At 55.9% G+C, this 17,197-nt stretch carries 17 protein-coding genes; 12 read left to right on the top strand and 5 right to left on the bottom strand.

Annotation, left to right across the window (positions count from 1 at the left end; all coding sequences use genetic code 11):
* Both HOP44_RS05770 and HOP44_RS05765 read left to right on the top strand, forming a co-directional pair.
* Positions 1–933, top strand: coding sequence for an ROK family protein (locus tag HOP44_RS05770; RefSeq protein WP_172251309.1), 933 nt, complete (start codon positions 1–3; stop codon positions 931–933).
* Between the two features lie 34 nt (positions 934–967).
* Positions 968–3,436 carry a glycoside hydrolase family 38 N-terminal domain-containing protein gene (locus tag HOP44_RS05765; RefSeq protein WP_172251307.1) on the top strand — a complete coding sequence of 823 codons (2,469 nt, stop codon included), beginning with the start codon at positions 968–970 and terminating at the stop codon, positions 3,434–3,436.
* Positions 3,437–3,565: 129 nt separating this feature from the next.
* Here HOP44_RS05765 and HOP44_RS05760 read toward each other — a convergent pair whose 3' ends face one another.
* Entirely contained in the window at positions 3,566–3,850 is a 285-nt protein-coding gene (locus HOP44_RS05760; RefSeq protein WP_172251305.1) for a hypothetical protein, read from the bottom strand.
* A gap of 226 nt (positions 3,851–4,076) precedes the next feature.
* Here HOP44_RS05760 and HOP44_RS05755 point away from each other — a divergent pair, with 226 nt between their 5' ends.
* Positions 4,077–5,669: an acetate--CoA ligase gene (locus HOP44_RS05755; protein ID WP_172251303.1), complete on the top strand. Its 1,593-nt coding sequence runs from the start codon at positions 4,077–4,079 to the stop codon at positions 5,667–5,669.
* An 87-nt stretch (positions 5,670–5,756) separates the two neighbouring features.
* Here the strand turns inward: HOP44_RS05755 and HOP44_RS05750 are convergent, their stop codons facing one another.
* Positions 5,757–6,449: a Na-translocating system protein MpsC family protein gene (locus HOP44_RS05750; protein WP_172251301.1), complete on the bottom strand. Its 693-nt coding sequence runs from the start codon at positions 6,447–6,449 to the stop codon at positions 5,757–5,759.
* A gap of 306 nt (positions 6,450–6,755) precedes the next feature.
* Here HOP44_RS05750 and HOP44_RS05745 point away from each other — a divergent pair, with 306 nt between their 5' ends.
* A complete protein-coding gene (locus HOP44_RS05745) occupies positions 6,756–7,673 on the top strand; it encodes a DMT family transporter (protein WP_172251299.1) in 918 nt (305 codons plus the stop codon).
* Here HOP44_RS05745 and HOP44_RS05740 read toward each other — a convergent pair.
* Positions 7,585–8,208, bottom strand: coding sequence for a GNAT family N-acetyltransferase (locus tag HOP44_RS05740; RefSeq protein WP_172251297.1), 624 nt, complete (start codon positions 8,206–8,208; stop codon positions 7,585–7,587). The genes HOP44_RS05745 and HOP44_RS05740 overlap by 89 nt on opposite strands.
* A gap of 99 nt (positions 8,209–8,307) precedes the next feature.
* Here HOP44_RS05740 and HOP44_RS05735 point away from each other — a divergent pair, with 99 nt between their 5' ends.
* The 8 genes from HOP44_RS05735 (at position 8,308) to HOP44_RS05700 (ending at position 14,669) form a co-directional block, all read left to right on the top strand.
* The gene (locus tag HOP44_RS05735) at positions 8,308–8,604 is read left to right on the top strand and encodes a DUF3219 family protein (RefSeq protein WP_172251295.1); all 297 of its coding nucleotides are present in this window, start codon (positions 8,308–8,310) and stop codon (positions 8,602–8,604) included.
* Positions 8,605–8,651: 47 nt separating this feature from the next.
* Positions 8,652–9,119 carry a DinB family protein gene (locus HOP44_RS05730; protein ID WP_172251293.1) on the top strand — a complete coding sequence of 156 codons (468 nt, stop codon included), beginning with the start codon at positions 8,652–8,654 and terminating at the stop codon, positions 9,117–9,119.
* A 16-nt stretch (positions 9,120–9,135) separates the two neighbouring features.
* Complete coding sequence (locus HOP44_RS05725) at positions 9,136–10,068, top strand: LysR family transcriptional regulator (protein WP_172251291.1); 933 nt, start codon at positions 9,136–9,138, stop codon at positions 10,066–10,068.
* 44 nt (positions 10,069–10,112) lie between these two features.
* Positions 10,113–11,231 carry a 5-methyltetrahydropteroyltriglutamate--homocysteine S-methyltransferase gene (locus tag HOP44_RS05720; RefSeq protein WP_172251289.1) on the top strand — a complete coding sequence of 373 codons (1,119 nt, stop codon included), beginning with the start codon at positions 10,113–10,115 and terminating at the stop codon, positions 11,229–11,231.
* A 308-nt stretch (positions 11,232–11,539) separates the two neighbouring features.
* Positions 11,540–12,682 carry a 5-methyltetrahydropteroyltriglutamate--homocysteine S-methyltransferase gene (locus HOP44_RS05715; RefSeq protein WP_172251287.1) on the top strand — a complete coding sequence of 381 codons (1,143 nt, stop codon included), beginning with the start codon at positions 11,540–11,542 and terminating at the stop codon, positions 12,680–12,682.
* Between the two features lie 152 nt (positions 12,683–12,834).
* Positions 12,835–13,242, top strand: coding sequence for a hypothetical protein (locus tag HOP44_RS05710; protein WP_172251285.1), 408 nt, complete (start codon positions 12,835–12,837; stop codon positions 13,240–13,242).
* Between the two features lie 176 nt (positions 13,243–13,418).
* Entirely contained in the window at positions 13,419–14,189 is a 771-nt protein-coding gene (locus tag HOP44_RS05705) for a DUF4362 domain-containing protein (RefSeq protein ID WP_172251283.1), read from the top strand.
* Positions 14,190–14,267: 78 nt separating this feature from the next.
* Positions 14,268–14,669, top strand: a complete 402-nt coding sequence (locus tag HOP44_RS05700) for a hypothetical protein (RefSeq protein ID WP_181286069.1) — start codon at positions 14,268–14,270, stop codon at positions 14,667–14,669.
* Positions 14,670–14,812: 143 nt separating this feature from the next.
* Here HOP44_RS05700 and HOP44_RS05695 read toward each other — a convergent pair whose 3' ends face one another.
* Both HOP44_RS05695 and HOP44_RS05690 read right to left on the bottom strand, forming a co-directional pair.
* Positions 14,813–16,453, bottom strand: coding sequence for a diguanylate cyclase domain-containing protein (locus HOP44_RS05695; RefSeq protein WP_172251281.1), 1,641 nt, complete (start codon positions 16,451–16,453; stop codon positions 14,813–14,815).
* A gap of 159 nt (positions 16,454–16,612) precedes the next feature.
* Positions 16,613–16,987 (bottom strand): VOC family protein, encoded by a 375-nt coding sequence (locus tag HOP44_RS05690; RefSeq protein ID WP_343059771.1) that lies wholly within the window; start codon positions 16,985–16,987, stop codon positions 16,613–16,615.
* Positions 16,988–17,197: the final 210 nt, after the last annotated feature.

Here is a 17,197-nt window from a genome sequence, read left to right as displayed (position 1 = left end):
ATGTCTTCTCTGATTGTCGCTTTCGATGTCGGGGGAACGCAGATCAAAGCGGCCGCCGTCATCGACGGAGAAGTTTCGGAAGCGACGGTGGGTTACTACGCATCGACAGCCGATCTGGACGCCGAGCCGCTGATCGCGTATTTTGCGGACGTGTTTGGGCAGGTTCTCGCCCAGACGGAATCGGATTCCGCGGTAGACGGATTCGGTCTTGCTTTCCCCGGACCGTTCGATTACACGGAAGGTGTCAGTCGAATCCGGGGGCTCGGCAAGTTCGATTCCCTGTATGGTCTTCCTTTCGGCCGGCTGCTCGAACAAGCCCTGCGCCGTGAACCGGCGATAAGCCGCAGGTTGGCACCGCATTTTCGCATTGCGTTCGAGAATGACGCGCTGCTGTTCGGGCTTGGTGAGTCGGCTTCCGGCGGAGCTGCGGCCGAGGCGCGGCGGGCGCTTTGTCTGACGATCGGAACGGGGCTGGGTTCCTGCTTTCTGGAAGAAGGGAAGCCGGTGAAACGGCGAGAAGATGTGCCGGACGAGGGATGGCTGTATCGTCTCCCTTACGGAGCGGGCATCGCGGACGATTGCATTTCCCGAAGGGGCGTGCTGGAACTGGCCGGCCGGCAGGGACTTGCTGCGGCGGAACTTGACGTTCGCGATCTGGCCATGCTTGCGGATGAGGAGGATATGGGTGCAAGGAGCGTATTTGAACAGTTCGGACAGCGCATGGCCCAGATTCTGCTTCCTTCGCTGCTGAGCTTTCGGCCGGATACGATCGTGCTTGGCGGGCAAATTTCCAAAAGCGCCCATTTGTTTGTCCCTGCTTTTCAAACAGGCCTACTATCCAATTGCCCGGAAATCGATATTCGCGTAAGCCGCAGTACACTGTTTAGCACACTGCTGGGTATTCACGACTTCGTGATAAGCAGGCACGAATGACAAGAAAGCCGCGGGTGCGGCGAACCGTATACGAATGGAGGCGAAAGTGATGCAGGCGGCAGCGAAAAAGCGGAAGATTTATGTGATTCACCATTCCCATACCGATATCGGCTATACGGAAAGACAGGAGAAAATCGAACAGTACCAGGTGGACTTTATCCGGCAGGCCATTGCGATTTGCGAAGCTTCCCGGACCGAAGAACATCCCGAATGGGAAGGGTTCAAATGGACGTGCGAAACGTTCTGGGCCGTCGAGAAGTTTCTGGAAGAAGCGGCGGACGATGAAAAGGAGCGGTTCGTCGACGCGCTGCGCAGAGGCGATATCGAGCTTTCGGGTACTTATTTGAACATGACAGAACTGATCGATTACGAGCTTTTGTCGGGGATGGTCGCCAGGGCCGGTCTGTTCGCCGAGCCTTTGGGCCTGCGGGTGCGTTCGGCCATGACGGCGGATATTAACGGCTACAGCTGGGGATACGCGCAGGCTTTGGCCGATGCCGGAGTCGAGCACCTGCTGAGCAGCATCCATACCCATCACGGGATGTTCGCGATCGGTCGCAAGCAGTTTCCTTTTTATTGGGAGACGCCTGGCGGCAGCCGAATCCTGGTCTGGAGCGGCGAACATTACATGATGGGCAACGACCTGGGTCTCAATCCCGACGGGATGCTGTCCTACTCCATTCAGGACGAGACGCCAGTCTGGGGCATCGCCGAAGATCATTGGAAGACTGCCGAGACAAGGATCGGTCGTTACCTGGAGCAGCTCGACAAAGAAGGATATCCGTACGATTTCGTGCTGGTCAACGTGATGGGACTTCTTCGGGACAACGCGGCTCCGAACGGACGCGTCATGGGCTTTATCCGGGAATGGAATGCCAAACACGGCGATGTGGCCGAGATTGAGATGACCACGCTGAACCGTTACTTCGATCTCGTCAAGCAGCAGAAGGTAGACATCCCCGTATATAAAGGGGACTGGCCCGACTGGTGGTCGGACGGCGTAGCTTCCACCGCGATGCATACCCAGATTTTCCGCAATGCGCAGCGTACGCTTTCTCTCGTCAAAAGGCTCGATCCGCAGAGAGAAACGATCAGCGCGGACAAGGTAAAAGAAGCGGAGCAGCAGATGCTGATGTACGCCGAACACACATGGGGCTATCATTCTTCGATCTCCGAGCCTTGGCATCCCCTGGTGCAGGAATTGGCGGCCAGAAAAGAAGCTTATGCCGCCGGAGCGAGCCGCCTGGCGCACCGCTGTCTGGATCAAGTGACGAGAAAACGCGGCGACGTCCTGCTTCGGGCGAATCGCGCTTTTACGTACAAGGTGATCAATTCGTTCGATTACCCGGTCGAAGATTTGGCGCTTATGTATCTGGAAGAACAGTGGGAAGCAGATTATTTCAGAAACGGACTGGAAGTCGTCGAGGAAGCAACCGGAGACGTGGTACCTCACCAGCAGGAGAGAGTGAGCCGGGGATACCAGATTGCGATCATGGCCGAGCTTCAAGCGGGCGAAGAAAAGCGCTATTCGATCCGCGGCGCTTCGTCGCAGAAAACGGGCAGTACGGCAAGCAGCACGCGGTTGATCGGCGCCGACCGCGTGCATGATATTCGGGATCTGATTACGCCGACCGAAGGCGGAAACAGGCAGCAAATCGTCGTCACGGAAAACGGAATCGAATCTGCCCATGTACACATTGCGTGGGAGCAGGGGGAAGGTATCGTTTCCTGGATCGACAAGCGGACAAGTCGGGAAATGATCGATTTCGGGCAGGAGCACGGTGCTTTCACCCCTGTTTATGAAGTGACCCAAGGCGAGCGCGGCGATCAGATGACGGTCAGAAGAATCATGGGTCGCAACCGCAAAGGGATGAATGTGCAGCGCTTCGCAGGCCGTCTGATCGGCGTCAAAGAAATCGCCAAAGGGCTTCTGTATGCTACCGTGGAGTTGACCTACGCGGTGGAAGGGATGACCCACTACTCCCTGTTTCTCAAAGTATACGCCGGTCTCCCGCGTGTAGACGTATCGGTTCGCATGCATAAAACAAGCGTATGGGAACCCGAAAACGTCTATGTCTCGCTGCCTTTTGCAGGTGAAGACAGCGGGCAGCTCTGGCTCGAAAAAGCCGGGGCGGAAGTTCGTCCGGGAATCGATCAGATTCCGGGAACGCTGACCGACTTCTACTGCATTCAGGAAGGAATGGCGCTTGTGGACCCGAGAGGCGGGCTTGCGCTGTCTACGCCGGATACGCCGCTGATCCAGACCGGACCGCTTGCTTTCGGCGAGCGCAAGGTACATGGACAGCAGTCCGAACAGGACCGTCTCTCGCTGTACGCTTGGGTAATGACCAATTACTGGGAAACGAATTTCAAAGCAACGCTGGGCGGATTCTACGAGTTTCGCTATACGCTCCAATGGGGAGAAGAATTCGACACGGCGGAGAAGGCTTTTCGTGTCAATCGCAGCGTAAATACGGGAACGGTAGCATTCCGCAGTGTATAAAAAATAGATCGACAAGGCGCAAGAAGGGCGAATCTCCGGCAGGAGCCTTTCTTGCGCTTTTGCCGGTCGGGGCAGTGGATACGGGGTGTCCGGACATAAAGGTGAGAAGAAGAAAAAACACTCCGGCAATCACCGGAGTGCAAGTTCCTTTTTCGGAACGGAAGGATACGTCTGCCAAGGAATCGATGCGGCGCCAAGTTCGGAGAGACAAGCGACGCAATCGGAATCGCCGCAGTATTTCAAAGTGCCGTCCGCGTCCTGCGAGACCAGGACGATCGGCATATCCGGAAAATAAGAAGCGTATTTCGCCGCCATTTCTTCGCAGGTACCGGAATAACCCAGTACATGCAGCTTGACTGCCACCGCCGCAAACTTTTTGCCCTGCCGTTCGATTACTGCACCGTCAAAACTCATGTTGTTCGCCTCCACAGAATAGGTTACCCTTTTATTAAAACAGATTTGAAATATAATGTTGTGAAACAAATCACAAATAATCAAAGAAGTTGCAAACGTTTTATTTGGACGGGATTTCATGTCGCGGACACATAAAGAGGCTTCTCGCTTAACACCTGGTCCTAATACGTGCTATACTAATAGCCATCTGATCTTAATACTGGGTGAGAAAAAGGAGACATGTCGGATGAAGTACAGCGAATGGATTGCACCGGAAAGATATAACCTGACCTCCGAAATGGAGCATTACGCTCCCGAGAAAATCGCGCTCAAATGGCTCGGCGAAGCCGGCGAGCGGGCGGAGATCACATACGGCGAACTGTTGAAGCGCGCCAATCAACTTGCGGGAGGATTGTCGGGACTGGGTCTGCAAAAAGGAGACAAAGTGCTCGTAACCGTTCCCCGGCGCATCGTGGCTTATGTCATTTATATGGCGTGCCTGAAGCTTGGATTGGTCATCATTCCGTCCTCGGAAATGCTGCGGGCCAAAGACCTGTCTTACCGCCTGATTCATTCCGAAGCGCGCGCGGTCATCTCCTGGCCGTCGGTTACGGGCGAAGTGGACCGGATCGAAGAAGAACTTCCGGCACTGAACCACCGGATTCGGGTGACCGAGACGGCGGATACCGCGGCGGCCGAAGGTTGGATCGATCTGAACGAGCTGACGCAGGGACAGCCCGATACCTTCGAAGCGGCGGAAACTTTCCGGGACGATATGGCGATTCTCGCCTATACGTCGGGAACGACCGGTCATCCCAAAGGCGTGGTGCATACGCACGGCTGGGCCTACGCGCATCTGCGCATCACTTCTTCCTGGCTGGATATCCGCGCAGAAGACACGGTCTGGGCAACGGCGGCTCCCGGCTGGCAGAAATGGATCTGGAGTCCGTTCCTGTCCGTGCTGGGCAGCGGGGCGACCGGCTTCGTATACAGCGGCGCCTTCGATCCGAAGCGCTATCTGCATCTGCTTCAGGATTACAAGATCGGCGTCCTGTGCTGCACGCCGACCGAATACCGGCTTATGGTCAAATCCCACGGGCTGGACGAATACGACCTGACGAATCTGCGCAGCGCCGTCTCGGCGGGAGAACCGCTGAATCAGGGCGTCATCGACGAATTCCAGAAGCATCACCGTCTGACGATCCGGGACGGATACGGCCAGACCGAGAGTACGCTGCTGATCGGCAATCTGGTCGGTTCGCCGGTTCGTCTGGGCGCCATGGGCAAATCGATGGCGGACGGCCTTGCGCTTGTCGTCGACGACGAAGGGGTACCGGTTGCTCCGGGCGAAGTCGGCAATATTGCCGTCCACGGCGAACTGCCGGCCCTTTTCCGCGAATACTTCAAAGATCCCGAACGCAAAGGACAGTCGATGCGCGGGGAATACTTCATTACGGGCGACCGCGCGAGTCTCGACGACGAAGGGTATTTCTGGTTCGAAGGCCGCGGAGACGATATTATTATCAGTTCGGGCTATACGATCGGACCGTTCGAAGTCGAAGAAGCGCTGATGAGACATCCGTCCGTCAAGGAATGTGCGGCCGTTGCAAGTCCGGACGAGATCCGCGGCAGCATCGTCAAAGCGTTTGTCGTTCTGCGCGACGGCGCGGAAGGAACGCCGGAGCTGGTCAAAGAGCTGCAGGCGAGCGTCAAGGAATGGACCGCTCCCTACAAATATCCGCGCAAGATCGAATTCGTGACGGATCTGCCGAAGACGGCATCGGGCAAGATCCGCCGGATCGAGCTGCGCGAACAGGAGCAGCGGAACGCTTCCAAGTAAAAGGGCGGGGAATCGCCTCTATAACCCACAAAATCCGGGACCGGCTTGTCTTTCGACAGCGGGACCGGATTTTGTTTTGGTTTGCGGCTATTTTTCGAATACATAAATCAAAAAGCTTTTGTTTTGATCGAAAGACCAATCGAGATAATAACTTTTGATTTTCCGGTTCAGGTGTTTCTCGATAGGCGTATTGGCTTCTTGTTGAATAACGTTTTTTTCGAGATTGCGTTTGACTTTTCTCAGAATTTCGCCGGCTCCCTGTTCCAGGAAAGCCTTCTCGAGCTTGATCAGGATTCCTTCACGGATAATCACGAGAATATGGTCGGCTGCCCAATAGGAATAAGTCTCGTCTGGAATTTTCTGGATTTCGCAAGTGACTTGGCCAATCTTCTCGTGAACGGCGTCTTTGCCGGGGTACAGCTCGGACCGCGCCGAATGAAGCGGCTCTTTGGGCATACCGATCAGCATTCCGGACAGGTCCTTATCGAACCAGTCGTAATAAAAAGCGTCGATCTCCGTTCCCGTCGTTTCTTTGAGTGTACGTGTCAGATTGGGAAGCATATGTTCAACCATCAATTCCTGGACGGATCGCAGGGCATCCTGGTCATGCAGATTGATAAGGCGGAGAACTTCGTCTCCCATAAAATCTTCGAGATGGATAATTAGAGAACGCTCGTCCGGATAGACGCCGATCCTACCGGGCGGATGATTGAAACTCGACGTACACATGTCCTGAATCAATTTTTCGATATGTGAGGCCGCTTTATTTTTTTCAAACATTGGTTTCACTCCTCAAGTAGGTAAGTGCTTTCCGTCTTGCTCCATTTAACCAACCTACAAAGTGTTAAACGGGGGCGTGGAAACTGACTCAAAAGCAGGTGCTTCAGCGGGGCGGCTGCGCGGGGAGAAGATCGCCATGCGGTTCTGGAAAAATGACCCAATCCGCGAAGAAACTTTCGCGATCGTGCATTTCGGGAGAATCGAAGCGCAAGGAGTACCTTTTTGGAGAGAATATTGTTATCATGGTATCCGTTGATGCCAAGACGCATCCTACAGATCCGACAGACTGGAGAGACAGAGAGAACCATGAAAAAATCGATTGCTATTCCGCTGACCATTTCGATCATTGCCGTTTCGTTCTCGGCGATTTTCGTCAAATGGTCGGACGCGCCTTCTTCAATTCTGAGTATGTACCGGATGTGGTTTGCCTGCTTCCTGATGCTGCCGATTGTCTGGATCAAGCGCAGCGAATTCAAACGGATCGGCGGCAAAGAAGCCCGTCTGCTGATCTTTTCCGGATTGTTTCTGGCCATGCATTTTGCGCTGTGGTTCGAATCGCTGAAGTTGACCACGGTAGCCAGTTCGACGATCATCCTCGCGCTGCAGCCGCTGGTCTCGCTTGCCGCCGGATTTATCCTGTTCCGGGAGCGGACGACGCGGGCGTCTATCTTTGCGCTGATTGTCGCCACGGTCGGCGTCATGATCATCGGTTGGGGCGATTTCGGACTGAGCGCCCAGGCTATCCGGGGGGACCTGCTGTCGTTTCTGTGCGTGATCGCGGTGGTCGGCTATTTGTTTATCGGGCAAAACGCGGTCAAAAAAGTCTCGCACTGGATCTACAGCTTCTGCGTTTTCCTGGCCGCCGCCGTGTTTCTGACCCTTTACAATTTGGCGACGGTACAGGAATTTTTCGATTATCCGGCCCGGGAATGGGGGGTATTCGTGCTGCTCGCGATCGTGCCGACGCTTGCCCATGTCATCAACAACTGGCTGCTGAACTATGTCAACGCCACGACGATTTCCATGAGTATTCTGGGCGAGCCCGTCGGCGCGTCGCTGCTTGCGGTCTGGCTGCTGGGCGAGCATATGACCTGGATTCAGATCGGCGGCGGCGTACTGGTGCTGGTCGGCATGTTCATGTTCTTGATCCGCCAATCGGCGGCGGCGCGTCCGGCGCTGAAACAATCTTCGGACGGGCCAGCACGGACAGCGGAAATCCCATAAAGCGCTTGTAGAGGCGCAGATATTCTTCCCGGCCAAAAGTTCCTCCCTGAACGAGTGCTTCATATTGGACGCCGAACTCCTTGACGAGATACCCGGAAGCTTCATATCCGCTGCGCAGATAGAATTCGCGCCGGCGGAGGCGTTCCTCGGCATTCGCCGCGGCCGGATCGGGCGCTTCGATATTCAGGACGATCCGGCTGCCCGGATACGCTGCGCGAATCTGTTCCAGTACCCGGCTGCCGTATCCGCGGGAACGCTGCGTGGGATCGATAGCCAGATACATCAGAAAGACCAGATTCTCGCGGCGGGCGAGATACGTGAAGCCGATAAAGGTATCTTGTTCGTAATAAGCGGTAAAATCGACGAAAGGCCTGCGCGCTCTCCTGTACAGGATAGACAGCGGGGCTCTTTCGTTTGCAGGGAAAGCTTCTTCGTACAGCGTTTGAATCGCGGCGGCGGAAGGCGAATTTTTCGTAATCGGTTGGCTGCTCAGGCTCATGCGGGTCTCCTTTTTGGCGCAAATTTTCCATTTCAAAGCGTCGGCTTCCCAAAGGGGTGGAATCCCGCCTGCAAATCCATTATAGTAAAACTGCTTTCGATCCTTATCCACATCAAGCATACAGGAGGCGATGCCATGAATACGAATCCGGTATGGATCGATGATCGACGATTTGAAGTGATGAATCTGCGTGAATTTACGGTCGGAGCCCCCGGACAAGAGCGCCGAGCGGTCGCCTTCGATTTCAAAGTCACCCATGACGATTATCACGACGTGACGACGCTGCTCTACCGGGGAACTTTTCGCGTGCGTGTTCCGCAGATCGGATTCGAACAGGTCGCGGATATTCATAATTATTCGACATCGCTGGACAATTTGTATGATCAAGGAGCGGTCGGCGATTATCATCTGGAGCTGGCCGAACGCCGTTAATTGTACGTGGTCCGCCGTCATTCCATTCGAAGACCGGGAGGAAGCACATGAAGAATCGGGAGATTTTGTTGGATCAGCTTCGGGCCTGCCGCAGCGAAAATGGTTGGTTTACTTCGATGGCCTCTGCCGTCAAAGGGTTGACCCAAAAGCAGGCCGACTGGAAAAGCAACGAAGAAATGAACAGCGTACACGAAATCGTGCGGCATTTGAACTTTTATAACGAAAGGTATCTCAAGCGGTTCCTCGGCGAAACGGTCGAGGCTTTCGAAGGCGGCAACGACGATACCTTCGATCCGCGGGAGCGCGGCGAAGGCTCGTGGCAGCAGGCCATGGACGCTTACCATTCCGTCATGGGCAGCTGGATCGAATCGATCGAACAGGCCGATGAGTCCGCTGTCGATAAATGGACGGGGGATCTTACCCATCTTACCATCCATAACGCCTACCATATCGGGCAAATCGTGTTTATTCGCAAGCAGCAGGGATCTTGGGACAAAAAGTACGGCGTAAGTTGAAAGCGGGGGAACGGAATTGACTTTGCAGCAGCTCAGGTATGCGATTGAGGTAGCCGGATGCGGCTCGATCAACGAGGCGGCCAAACGCCTGTTTATTTCGCAGCCGAGTCTGTCCAACGCGATCAAGGATCTGGAGCAGGAACTCGGCGTGACCATTTTTGATCGGACCAACCGGGGAATCACCTTGTCCGCGGACGGCGTGGAATTTATGGCCCATGCCCGGCAGATCGTCGAACAGGCGGAACTGCTGGAAGGGCGTTACAAGAACAAGCGGCGCAGCACGGTTCATTTCTCCGTCTCGACGCAGCATTACGCTTTTGCTTCCGAAGCGTTCTCCGCTCTGATGGTAGGGCGAGAAGAAGCCGAATATGCTTTCTCGCTGCGTGAAACGCAGACGTCCGACATCATCGAAGACGTGCGCACACTGCGCAGCGATCTGGGCATCTTGTATCTGTGCGACCGCAATGCGAGGGTCATGAACAAGATGTTCAGCGACGGCAGCCTCAAATTCACGCCGCTGTTCAATACGCAGCCGCATATCTTTGTCGGGCTGTCCCATCCGCTTGCCCATCGGGAAATCGTCAAGATCGACGATCTGCCGCCCTACCCGTACATTACGTTCGATCAGGGAGAGAGCAGTTCGCTGCACTTCTCGGAGGAACTGCTGCATCTGCCGGAAACGGGGCGAAGCGTCAAGGTCAACGACCGGGCCACGCTGTCCAGTTTGTTGGCGGGAACGGACAGTTATACGGTGGGAACGGGGATTCTGGCCGCCGAACTCGACGGATCGGTATTGAAGTCGGTACCGGTGGAAACGGGCGAATTGTTCACGGTCGGCTGGATTGCGCACAAAGACCGCAGGCCAAGCCCGATCGCGGCCGCCTATATCGATCTGCTGAACGATCTGGTGGCCCGGCGGTATTTCGCGGCGAACCAGTTTCTGTTTTGACGGAGAAGCGTTTTACATTTCCATTTTTGAATCGGGAGGAACGTATGCAAAGTCCAGTGATCGGCACAATCAGAACTTCGCCGCCTTTTCGCTGCGATCTCGTAGGCAGTTTTTTGCGTCCGCCGGAGCTTCTCGAAGCCCGGCGTCTGCATCGGGAACGCAAGCTGACGGACGAACAGCTGTATGAGCTTGAAACGGCGGAAATCGCCAAGCTTGTCGAGCGGCAAAAAGAACTTGGCCTTGCCGTCGTCACCGACGGCGAGTTCCGCCGCTCGTGGTGGCACCTCGATTTCTTTTTCGGGATCGAAGGCACGGAGAAAATCGACCTGAACGCCGCGGCCGGCCGTACGGATGCCAAACAGCGGGCGGAATCGTTCCGTATTTCGGGCAAGATCGCTTTCGGCAGCCATCCCATGCTCCGGCATTTCGAGTCGCTGCAAGCGCTGGCGGGAGACGCAGCCGCCAAAATGACCCTTCCTTCTCCGGCGCTGTTCCATTTCGTGCAGCGTTATCACGGAGGAGCGGCTTACGACAGCGACGAAGAGCTGTTCGCGGATATCGTGACGGTCTACCGGGACGCGATCCGCGCTTTCTATGCGGCGGGCTGCCGGTATCTGCAGTTCGACGATACGACCTGGGGAACACTCTGCAGCTTGCTGCACCGGACGCAGCTGCGCAGCCAGGGCAACGATCCGGATAAGCTGGCCGCGGATTACGTTCGGCTAATCAACGAATCGATTGCGGAGCGTCCTTCCGATATGACGATCGCCCTGCATGTCTGCCGCGGAAACTTCCATTCGACCTGGTTCGCTTCGGGCGGGTACGAGCCGGTCGCGGAAGCTTTGTTTGGCGGCTGCCGCGTCGATGCTTTCTTCCTCGAGTACGATAACGAACGCGCCGGAGGTTTTGAACCGCTGCGCTTTATCAAGGAACAGTTTGTGGTCCTGGGCCTCGTGACGACCAAGCACGGCGGATTGGAGAGCCGGGAAGTACTCCAATCCCGAATCGCGGAAGCTTCCGCTTTTGTTCCCATCGACCGACTGTGTCTGAGTACGCAGTGCGGCTTCGCTTCGACGGAAGAAGGCAATCTGCTGACCGAAGACGAGCAGTGGGACAAGATCCGGCTCGTGGCCGAGACGGCTGCCGAAGTCTGGGCCGACTGAAGACGTTGAGTTTGCCTGCCATCGGATAAAAACCCAGCCGGTCCAAGATAAACGCATGGCAAACTGCCGCCCGTAAGCAGGCACGGCACGCTTCTAATTCCGACCAATATACCCCGCTATAAGATTTTGATATAGCGGGGTATAGTTTTTAGGCGTTACGCCGCTCCAAGCGGGAGATGATATAGTATTTCCTAATCTCCCGTCGAAGTCGGCAGGCCGCCTTCCGCTCGACGATGAACGGTTCAAACAAACAGATACTTGCCTGAACATTAAAATCGTATTCGATATTCCCGAGGAGGATGTTATCCATGAGCACCATTTTCGAGCAGGCTACCCAAAGAGACACGGTTCCTTTCCGTCACGATATCGTAGGCAGTTTCCTGCGTCCGCAGGCGATCAAAGAAGCGCGCGCCCGGTTTGCGGCGGGCGAGATCGGCGCGGCGGACCTGCGCAGAGTTGAAGACGAAGAGATCGTGAAGCTCGTCGCCAAGCAAAAAGAAGTGGGCCTCAAAGGCGTAACCGACGGCGAATTCCGCCGTTCGTGGTGGCATCTGGACTTCTTCTGGGGACTGGGAGGCGTCGGCAAAAAAGCGTCCGATACGGGCTACCTGTTCCATGGCGTGGAATCCCGCGCGGAAACGGCGCTCCTGACCGGCAAAGTCGGCGAAGGCGCGAAGCACCCGATGGTCGAAGATTTCAAATTCCTGAAAAGCGCGGCCGGCGACGACGTCGTGGCCCGTCAGACGATTCCGGCACCGGCACAGCTGTTGTTCGAACTCTTCCGCGGCGACAACATCAAGACGGTGGACGAATTCTATCCGAACCGTCAGGATCTGTACACGGATGTAGGCACGGCTTACCGCGATGCGATCCTCGCTTTCTACGAAGCGGGCTGCCGCAATATCCAACTGGACGACTGCACCTGGGGCGCACTGAGCGACCGTCAGTTCCGCGCGATGCAGGAAGAAGCGGGCGTGGATATCAACGAAATGGCCAAAGGCTTCCTGTTCGTCAACAATCTGGCGATCGAGAACCTCCCGGCCGATCTGGTCGTCACCACGCATGTCTGCCGCGGCAACTTCAAGTCGACCTACGCCGGCGAAGGCGGCGGCTACGATCCGATCGCGGAGATTCTGTTCGGCGGTTCCAACGTGTCGGGCTTCTATCTGGAATACGACAGCGAACGCGCCGGCGGCTTCGAGCCGCTCCAATACGTGAAAGACCAGCAGGTGGTGCTGGGTCTGTTCAGCTCCAAGTTCGGCGAGCTGGAAGACAAAGCGCAGATCCTCAAACGGATCGAAGAAGCGGCGCAGTACGTCGATATCAATCAGCTGTGCGTCAGCCCGCAGTGCGGCTTCGCTTCGACGGAAGAAGGCAATGTCCTGACCGAAGAGCAGCAGTGGGCCAAGCTCCGCTTCGTCAAGGAAGTGGCGGACGAAGTCTGGGGCTGATCCGAAGTGAAATGACTTTCTCGATAATCGGAGTCCCGGTCTTGAACCGGGACTTTTTTTGTTGGATCAAAAAGAGTACAATAGGGAACCAAGAAACGCCTCAGGCGAGCACCCCGGAAGAAGCCCCAGAGAAAAGGAGAGAAGAGATTCCCATGAATGTTCATGTTCCCGATAATGCCCGGCGCGACCTGGCGCTGGTAGGCTGTCCCGATTGCGCATGCCGGTTCGAAACCCCGAATTACAGATTGGGGATGCAGCAGAGATGTCCCGAATGCGAAGCGGCGATCAAACCCAAATACGTGCGCAGAGCGCCCGATGCCGGATATTCCCTCAGTTATCATACTTTTCTGCAGCTGCTGACGGTACGCCCCTATCGCGACGAGATTGTGCCCCTGATCGCGGCCTGGTTCGGCTATCGGACCGAATACCGCGGCCGTTCGTTGATTGTCAGCAATGCGGCGGGACGCACCGTCGATCTGGAGCAGATGCACGAAATGATCCAGACCAGTCCGCGCTGGCAGGAGCTGTTGTACTGGAAAGCCGGCAAGTTTTTCAGATAATTGATTTTTGCCGCAGCTTTATCGGATACGAAGCATAGCTTATAGATCACCCGCTGGAGCTTCGGCTCGCAGCGGTTTTTTTGCAACTCTTTTCGCTGCCGCGGCGTTTATGGGACAAAGGGGGAGATTCGATGCCATCCACAAAGAGACGGAAAACAAAAAAGGAAATACTCGTTTTGTTGGCGCTTGCCGCGGTATTTACCGGCTGTTCGACAGGAGGTTCCGCCGAACCGGTCCAGGGACCGGTCATCGTCAACCGCGTCATCCCGCTTGACGAACCCCGGCCGCTCGGCAGGCTGGACAAGGCCGAAGACGCGGAAGCTTTTGGTGAAGCCTTCCGGCAGGCCGATCGGCTCAGAGGTATACCGGACGTGGGGCCGGCCGACTACGAGATTCGATACGAAGCGGGCGGCGAACCGAAACAGTTTCGGCTGTGGCTCGGTTCGTCCGGGGGACCCGGCATGCTGATGGAGAAGTCGAATACGAATACGGCGTATGAGATCGACTCCGGGGTATCCGAAGATCTGCGGCAGCGTATCGCTTCTATTCGCTACCGGACGGACCGGGCGGAGAAGAACGGCGATGTGATTCAGGGGCCGGGCGGAACGATCAATGTCCAAGTTTGGCACAGGTTTATGGAGCAGGTCGAGCAGGCCCATCCGGCGTCCGTACAGCTTGCTTTGTACACGGACGAAGGCGATCCGATTTTTCACAATTTGGAATATGACGGCCGGTCCGTTCATTATCTGTTCGACAATTCGGAAGATGGCTATGGGTCGCCGGACAAGGTGTTCGAGACCTGCGAGCGGATCCTTTCCGAGCCCCGCAGAACCGCAAAACCAGGGTGGACAGGAAAGGTATACAGACTGGACGGCTGTTCCGATCACGGAGAAGGCGGCGGAGGACGATTCGAGTTTAGGGTGGAGGAGGATTCCCGAGCCCTGTAACTTTTTTGTCTGGATCTGGCGGATATCGTCCCGGTCAATCTGTACCCCGGTTGGTACACGGACGAAGATCCCGGCCAATTGATGCAGCAGGCCGCGGCGTGGGCAGGCCGGCTCGGCGGAGAAGGAAAAGCGCTGATTCTAAGCGAATTCGGCGCCGACGGCTACTACGGATTTCGCAGCCGGGAGCGTGTCAAAGGCTCGGAGGAACGGCAGTGCGATATTCCGGACGACAATCTGCGCGCCTATCTGGATGAAGACTCGCCGCTTGCGGGCGTCTTCATCCGGCAGTTCGGCGGCTGCCGCGTAACGGAAGCGACCGGTTGGCTGCTCAGCCGCGGCTGCACCCGCAACAGCGAAGGGTTGGCCGACGGCTACCGCCGTCCCCAGCTCGCCTACGATACGGTGAGAGAACATTTCCGCGGCGGAGCGGAACGCAAGGGGAACGACATGCAGAATCTCCACCAAGCCGGGAACCGGTAAAAAAACCGGGTATCCGGCAGAAGCCGTCCGGCATCCGAAGCCTGCATGTCCAAAAAAACCGCACGGCAGCCGACTTCTCGTCGGGGCCGTGCGGTTTTTGAAGCGTATATTTGAAGTATACGGATGAAGCGCCAGGAGAACGTTCAATCTGCCGCCGGATCGGCTCCGTGGAAAGTGACCTGGTTTTTGCCCGATTTCTTGGATTGGTACAGGCAATCGTCGGCGGTCTGGATGACTTCCGTTACACTTTCGATATCCGGAGTATAGAAGGCCGCACCGATACTGCAGCCGATCGACAGCTGGTGCATCCCGACGATAAACGGATTGTTGATCAGCTTCAGCACTTCGCCGGCCAGTTTCTCGGCTTCCGCCTGGACGCTTTCGATCGGCCGGCGCACAATCAACAGAAACTCGTCTCCGCCGAGCCGAATCGCGATATCGCCGGGCTGCATTGTCGTTTGCAGACGTTTGGCGACTTTTTTTAGCAGAATATCGCCGACCTGATGGCCAAACGTATCGTTGACTTTTTTGAACCCGTCCAGATCCAGATACATAAAGGCCAAAGTCTCCGAGGTACGTTCCAGTCCTTCAATGGTGTCTTCCAGATACCGTTCCAACGCCAGCCGATTCGGCATCTCGGTCAGCTGGTCGCGCAGCGCGGCATTCTCCATATGTCCGAGAGCATGTTCCGTACGCAGCAGCGAGCCCAGCAGACTGTGCAGCGAATACGAGAGACTGTCGATATCTTTGAAGCTTTTGGTCTGCGGGATCTCCGCAGCTTCGCCCCGCCGAACCTGATCGGCGGCCAGGGTCAGTCTGCGAATCGGCCGGGAGATGAATTCCGCGGTCAGCAGTCCGATCCCTGCAAACAAAGCAGCCGCAATAAGACCGGCCACGATAACATCCTGCCTGATTTTGTCGACCGGTGCGAAAGCGACCGATTCGGGCTGCCGGACCAATACGGTCCAGCCCAGTCCGGGATAGTCGAGGTAACCGTCTCCGTAGGCGTAACCCGTCAGATGTTTTTGGCCGTCCGGCCATGTTTCCTGTACCCAGGAATTTTGCCCGCTGCGCGAATTGGTTACGCTGGCAAGTTTGAGTTCCCGGCCTGCCCATCCTTCCGGTCCGAGCAGTACGGTATCGTCTTTCTGGCTGACAATAAAGACTTCAAAGTCTTTGCCTGAATCGGAGAGGGGCTGCAGCAGGGTCCGTTCGACTTCTTTGGCCCATTCCCAACTGAGGTGCGCCGCGAGAACGCCCACCGTTTTGCCAGCATCGCTGCGCACCAGGTAGCTGATGTCGACAAACTGCAGCGGCTCGCCGCTCGGATTCGGCAGCAGCTTGGCGAGAAGCACCGCTTCGTGCACATCGCCGATAAAAGAACCTTTGATCCCTTCCGCGAATACCGGCCGTTCGGCAATGTTTTTGCCTACCAGGATTCCGTTTGTCCCCGCCAGCACTTTGCCTTTCGCATCCATGAAGCCGATCCACGAAAACGAAGGGAAGTTCGACTGCAGCTGATTGAGCAGACGTTGGGCTTTCTCCGGATCTGAGGGCTGTTTAAGCGGGTCCAGTTCGGTCAGCAGCCGCACTTCGCCGGAGCGGGACCACATGAAGTTATCGAGTTTGTCCGACAGCTGGTAGGCCGTTCCGGCCAGCGAGCCCCCGATTTCTTTTTCTAGCGCCTGGGTGGAGCGTCCGCTTAGCAGAAATCCGAATGTCGCGCTCAGCAGAATGACAAAAGCGGCGAAGATCAGCGCCAGGAATGTTCTGATTTTAATCATGTGTTGTAAACCTCCGCAGCCAATATAGAAAACTATATTCTCTATATCGATCGAAATCGACAAAATTGAAGATTTAAACGCAAATAATACGCTTTTTCGACAAATACCGATAGTTAGCCGGAGTCGTATTGATGTGGAAAGGTACGCCGAATTTGTCCGTCACCTGCCCGTAAAGCGGGGCTGAAGAACGTCTCCTGCAGCGGCATGTCGATCGTTCCGCCTTCGGCCAGCGCTTCGTAAATGTCGCGCGCGAGCCGCATCGTCGAGACCGATCGGGATCGTGATAGGATTGCCGATCCGATAGGGCATGCCCGGGAACGTGTCCGAGAGCATAAGTCCCTGCGGGCCCGATCCGACGCGTACATGGGTGATCCGGGACTTGGTCTCTTCCGGAACGGGGTCCTGCGGACCTTCCGGCATATCTCCGAATGTCATCCTGCCGACGACTTCGCCTCCAAGCGTTTTGGCATAAAAGTCCGCCGCTTCTCCCGCATTTCCGTCCATAACCAGATAGGGAACCCAACGCGTACTCATGCCAGTCCAACTCCTTTTGTTAGATGAAAGAATACGTTCAACTTCATACCTACAAAGGGAAATGGCTTTTGTGGATTGTGTTTTGTTAACCCATTATCAGAAAATCTGATGATTCTCATAAACCGAATCGAATTGACCCTATTTTGTCCGTGTGATAGGGTCAAGAGAGCAAAATAAATTCTGATCGATTAACTGGGAATTAACAAGGAA

This window comes from Saccharibacillus deserti, from assembly GCF_013618475.1.
Lineage (GTDB): Bacteria > Bacillota > Bacilli > Paenibacillales > Paenibacillaceae > Saccharibacillus > Saccharibacillus deserti.
This window is presented reverse-complemented; position numbering and strand designations above follow the sequence as displayed.

Coding starts and splice junctions, on each gene's coding strand:
- HOP44_RS05770 (WP_172251309.1), top strand. CDS start 1: ATGTCTTCTCTGATTGTCGCTTTCGATGTCGGGGGAACGCAGATCAAA.
- HOP44_RS05765 (WP_172251307.1), top strand. CDS start 968: ATGGAGGCGAAAGTGATGCAGGCGGCAGCGAAAAAGCGGAAGATTTAT.
- HOP44_RS05760 (WP_172251305.1), bottom strand. CDS start 3,850: ATGAGTTTTGACGGTGCAGTAATCGAACGGCAGGGCAAAAAGTTTGCG.
- HOP44_RS05755 (WP_172251303.1), top strand. CDS start 4,077: ATGAAGTACAGCGAATGGATTGCACCGGAAAGATATAACCTGACCTCC.
- HOP44_RS05750 (WP_172251301.1), bottom strand. CDS start 6,449: ATGTTTGAAAAAAATAAAGCGGCCTCACATATCGAAAAATTGATTCAG.
- HOP44_RS05745 (WP_172251299.1), top strand. CDS start 6,756: ATGAAAAAATCGATTGCTATTCCGCTGACCATTTCGATCATTGCCGTT.
- HOP44_RS05735 (WP_172251295.1), top strand. CDS start 8,308: ATGAATACGAATCCGGTATGGATCGATGATCGACGATTTGAAGTGATG.
- HOP44_RS05730 (WP_172251293.1), top strand. CDS start 8,652: ATGAAGAATCGGGAGATTTTGTTGGATCAGCTTCGGGCCTGCCGCAGC.
- HOP44_RS05720 (WP_172251289.1), top strand. CDS start 10,113: ATGCAAAGTCCAGTGATCGGCACAATCAGAACTTCGCCGCCTTTTCGC.
- HOP44_RS05715 (WP_172251287.1), top strand. CDS start 11,540: ATGAGCACCATTTTCGAGCAGGCTACCCAAAGAGACACGGTTCCTTTC.
- HOP44_RS05710 (WP_172251285.1), top strand. CDS start 12,835: ATGAATGTTCATGTTCCCGATAATGCCCGGCGCGACCTGGCGCTGGTA.
- HOP44_RS05695 (WP_172251281.1), bottom strand. CDS start 16,453: ATGATTAAAATCAGAACATTCCTGGCGCTGATCTTCGCCGCTTTTGTC.
- HOP44_RS05690 (WP_343059771.1), bottom strand. CDS start 16,987: ATGAGTACGCGTTGGGTTCCCTATCTGGTTATGGACGGAAATGCGGGA.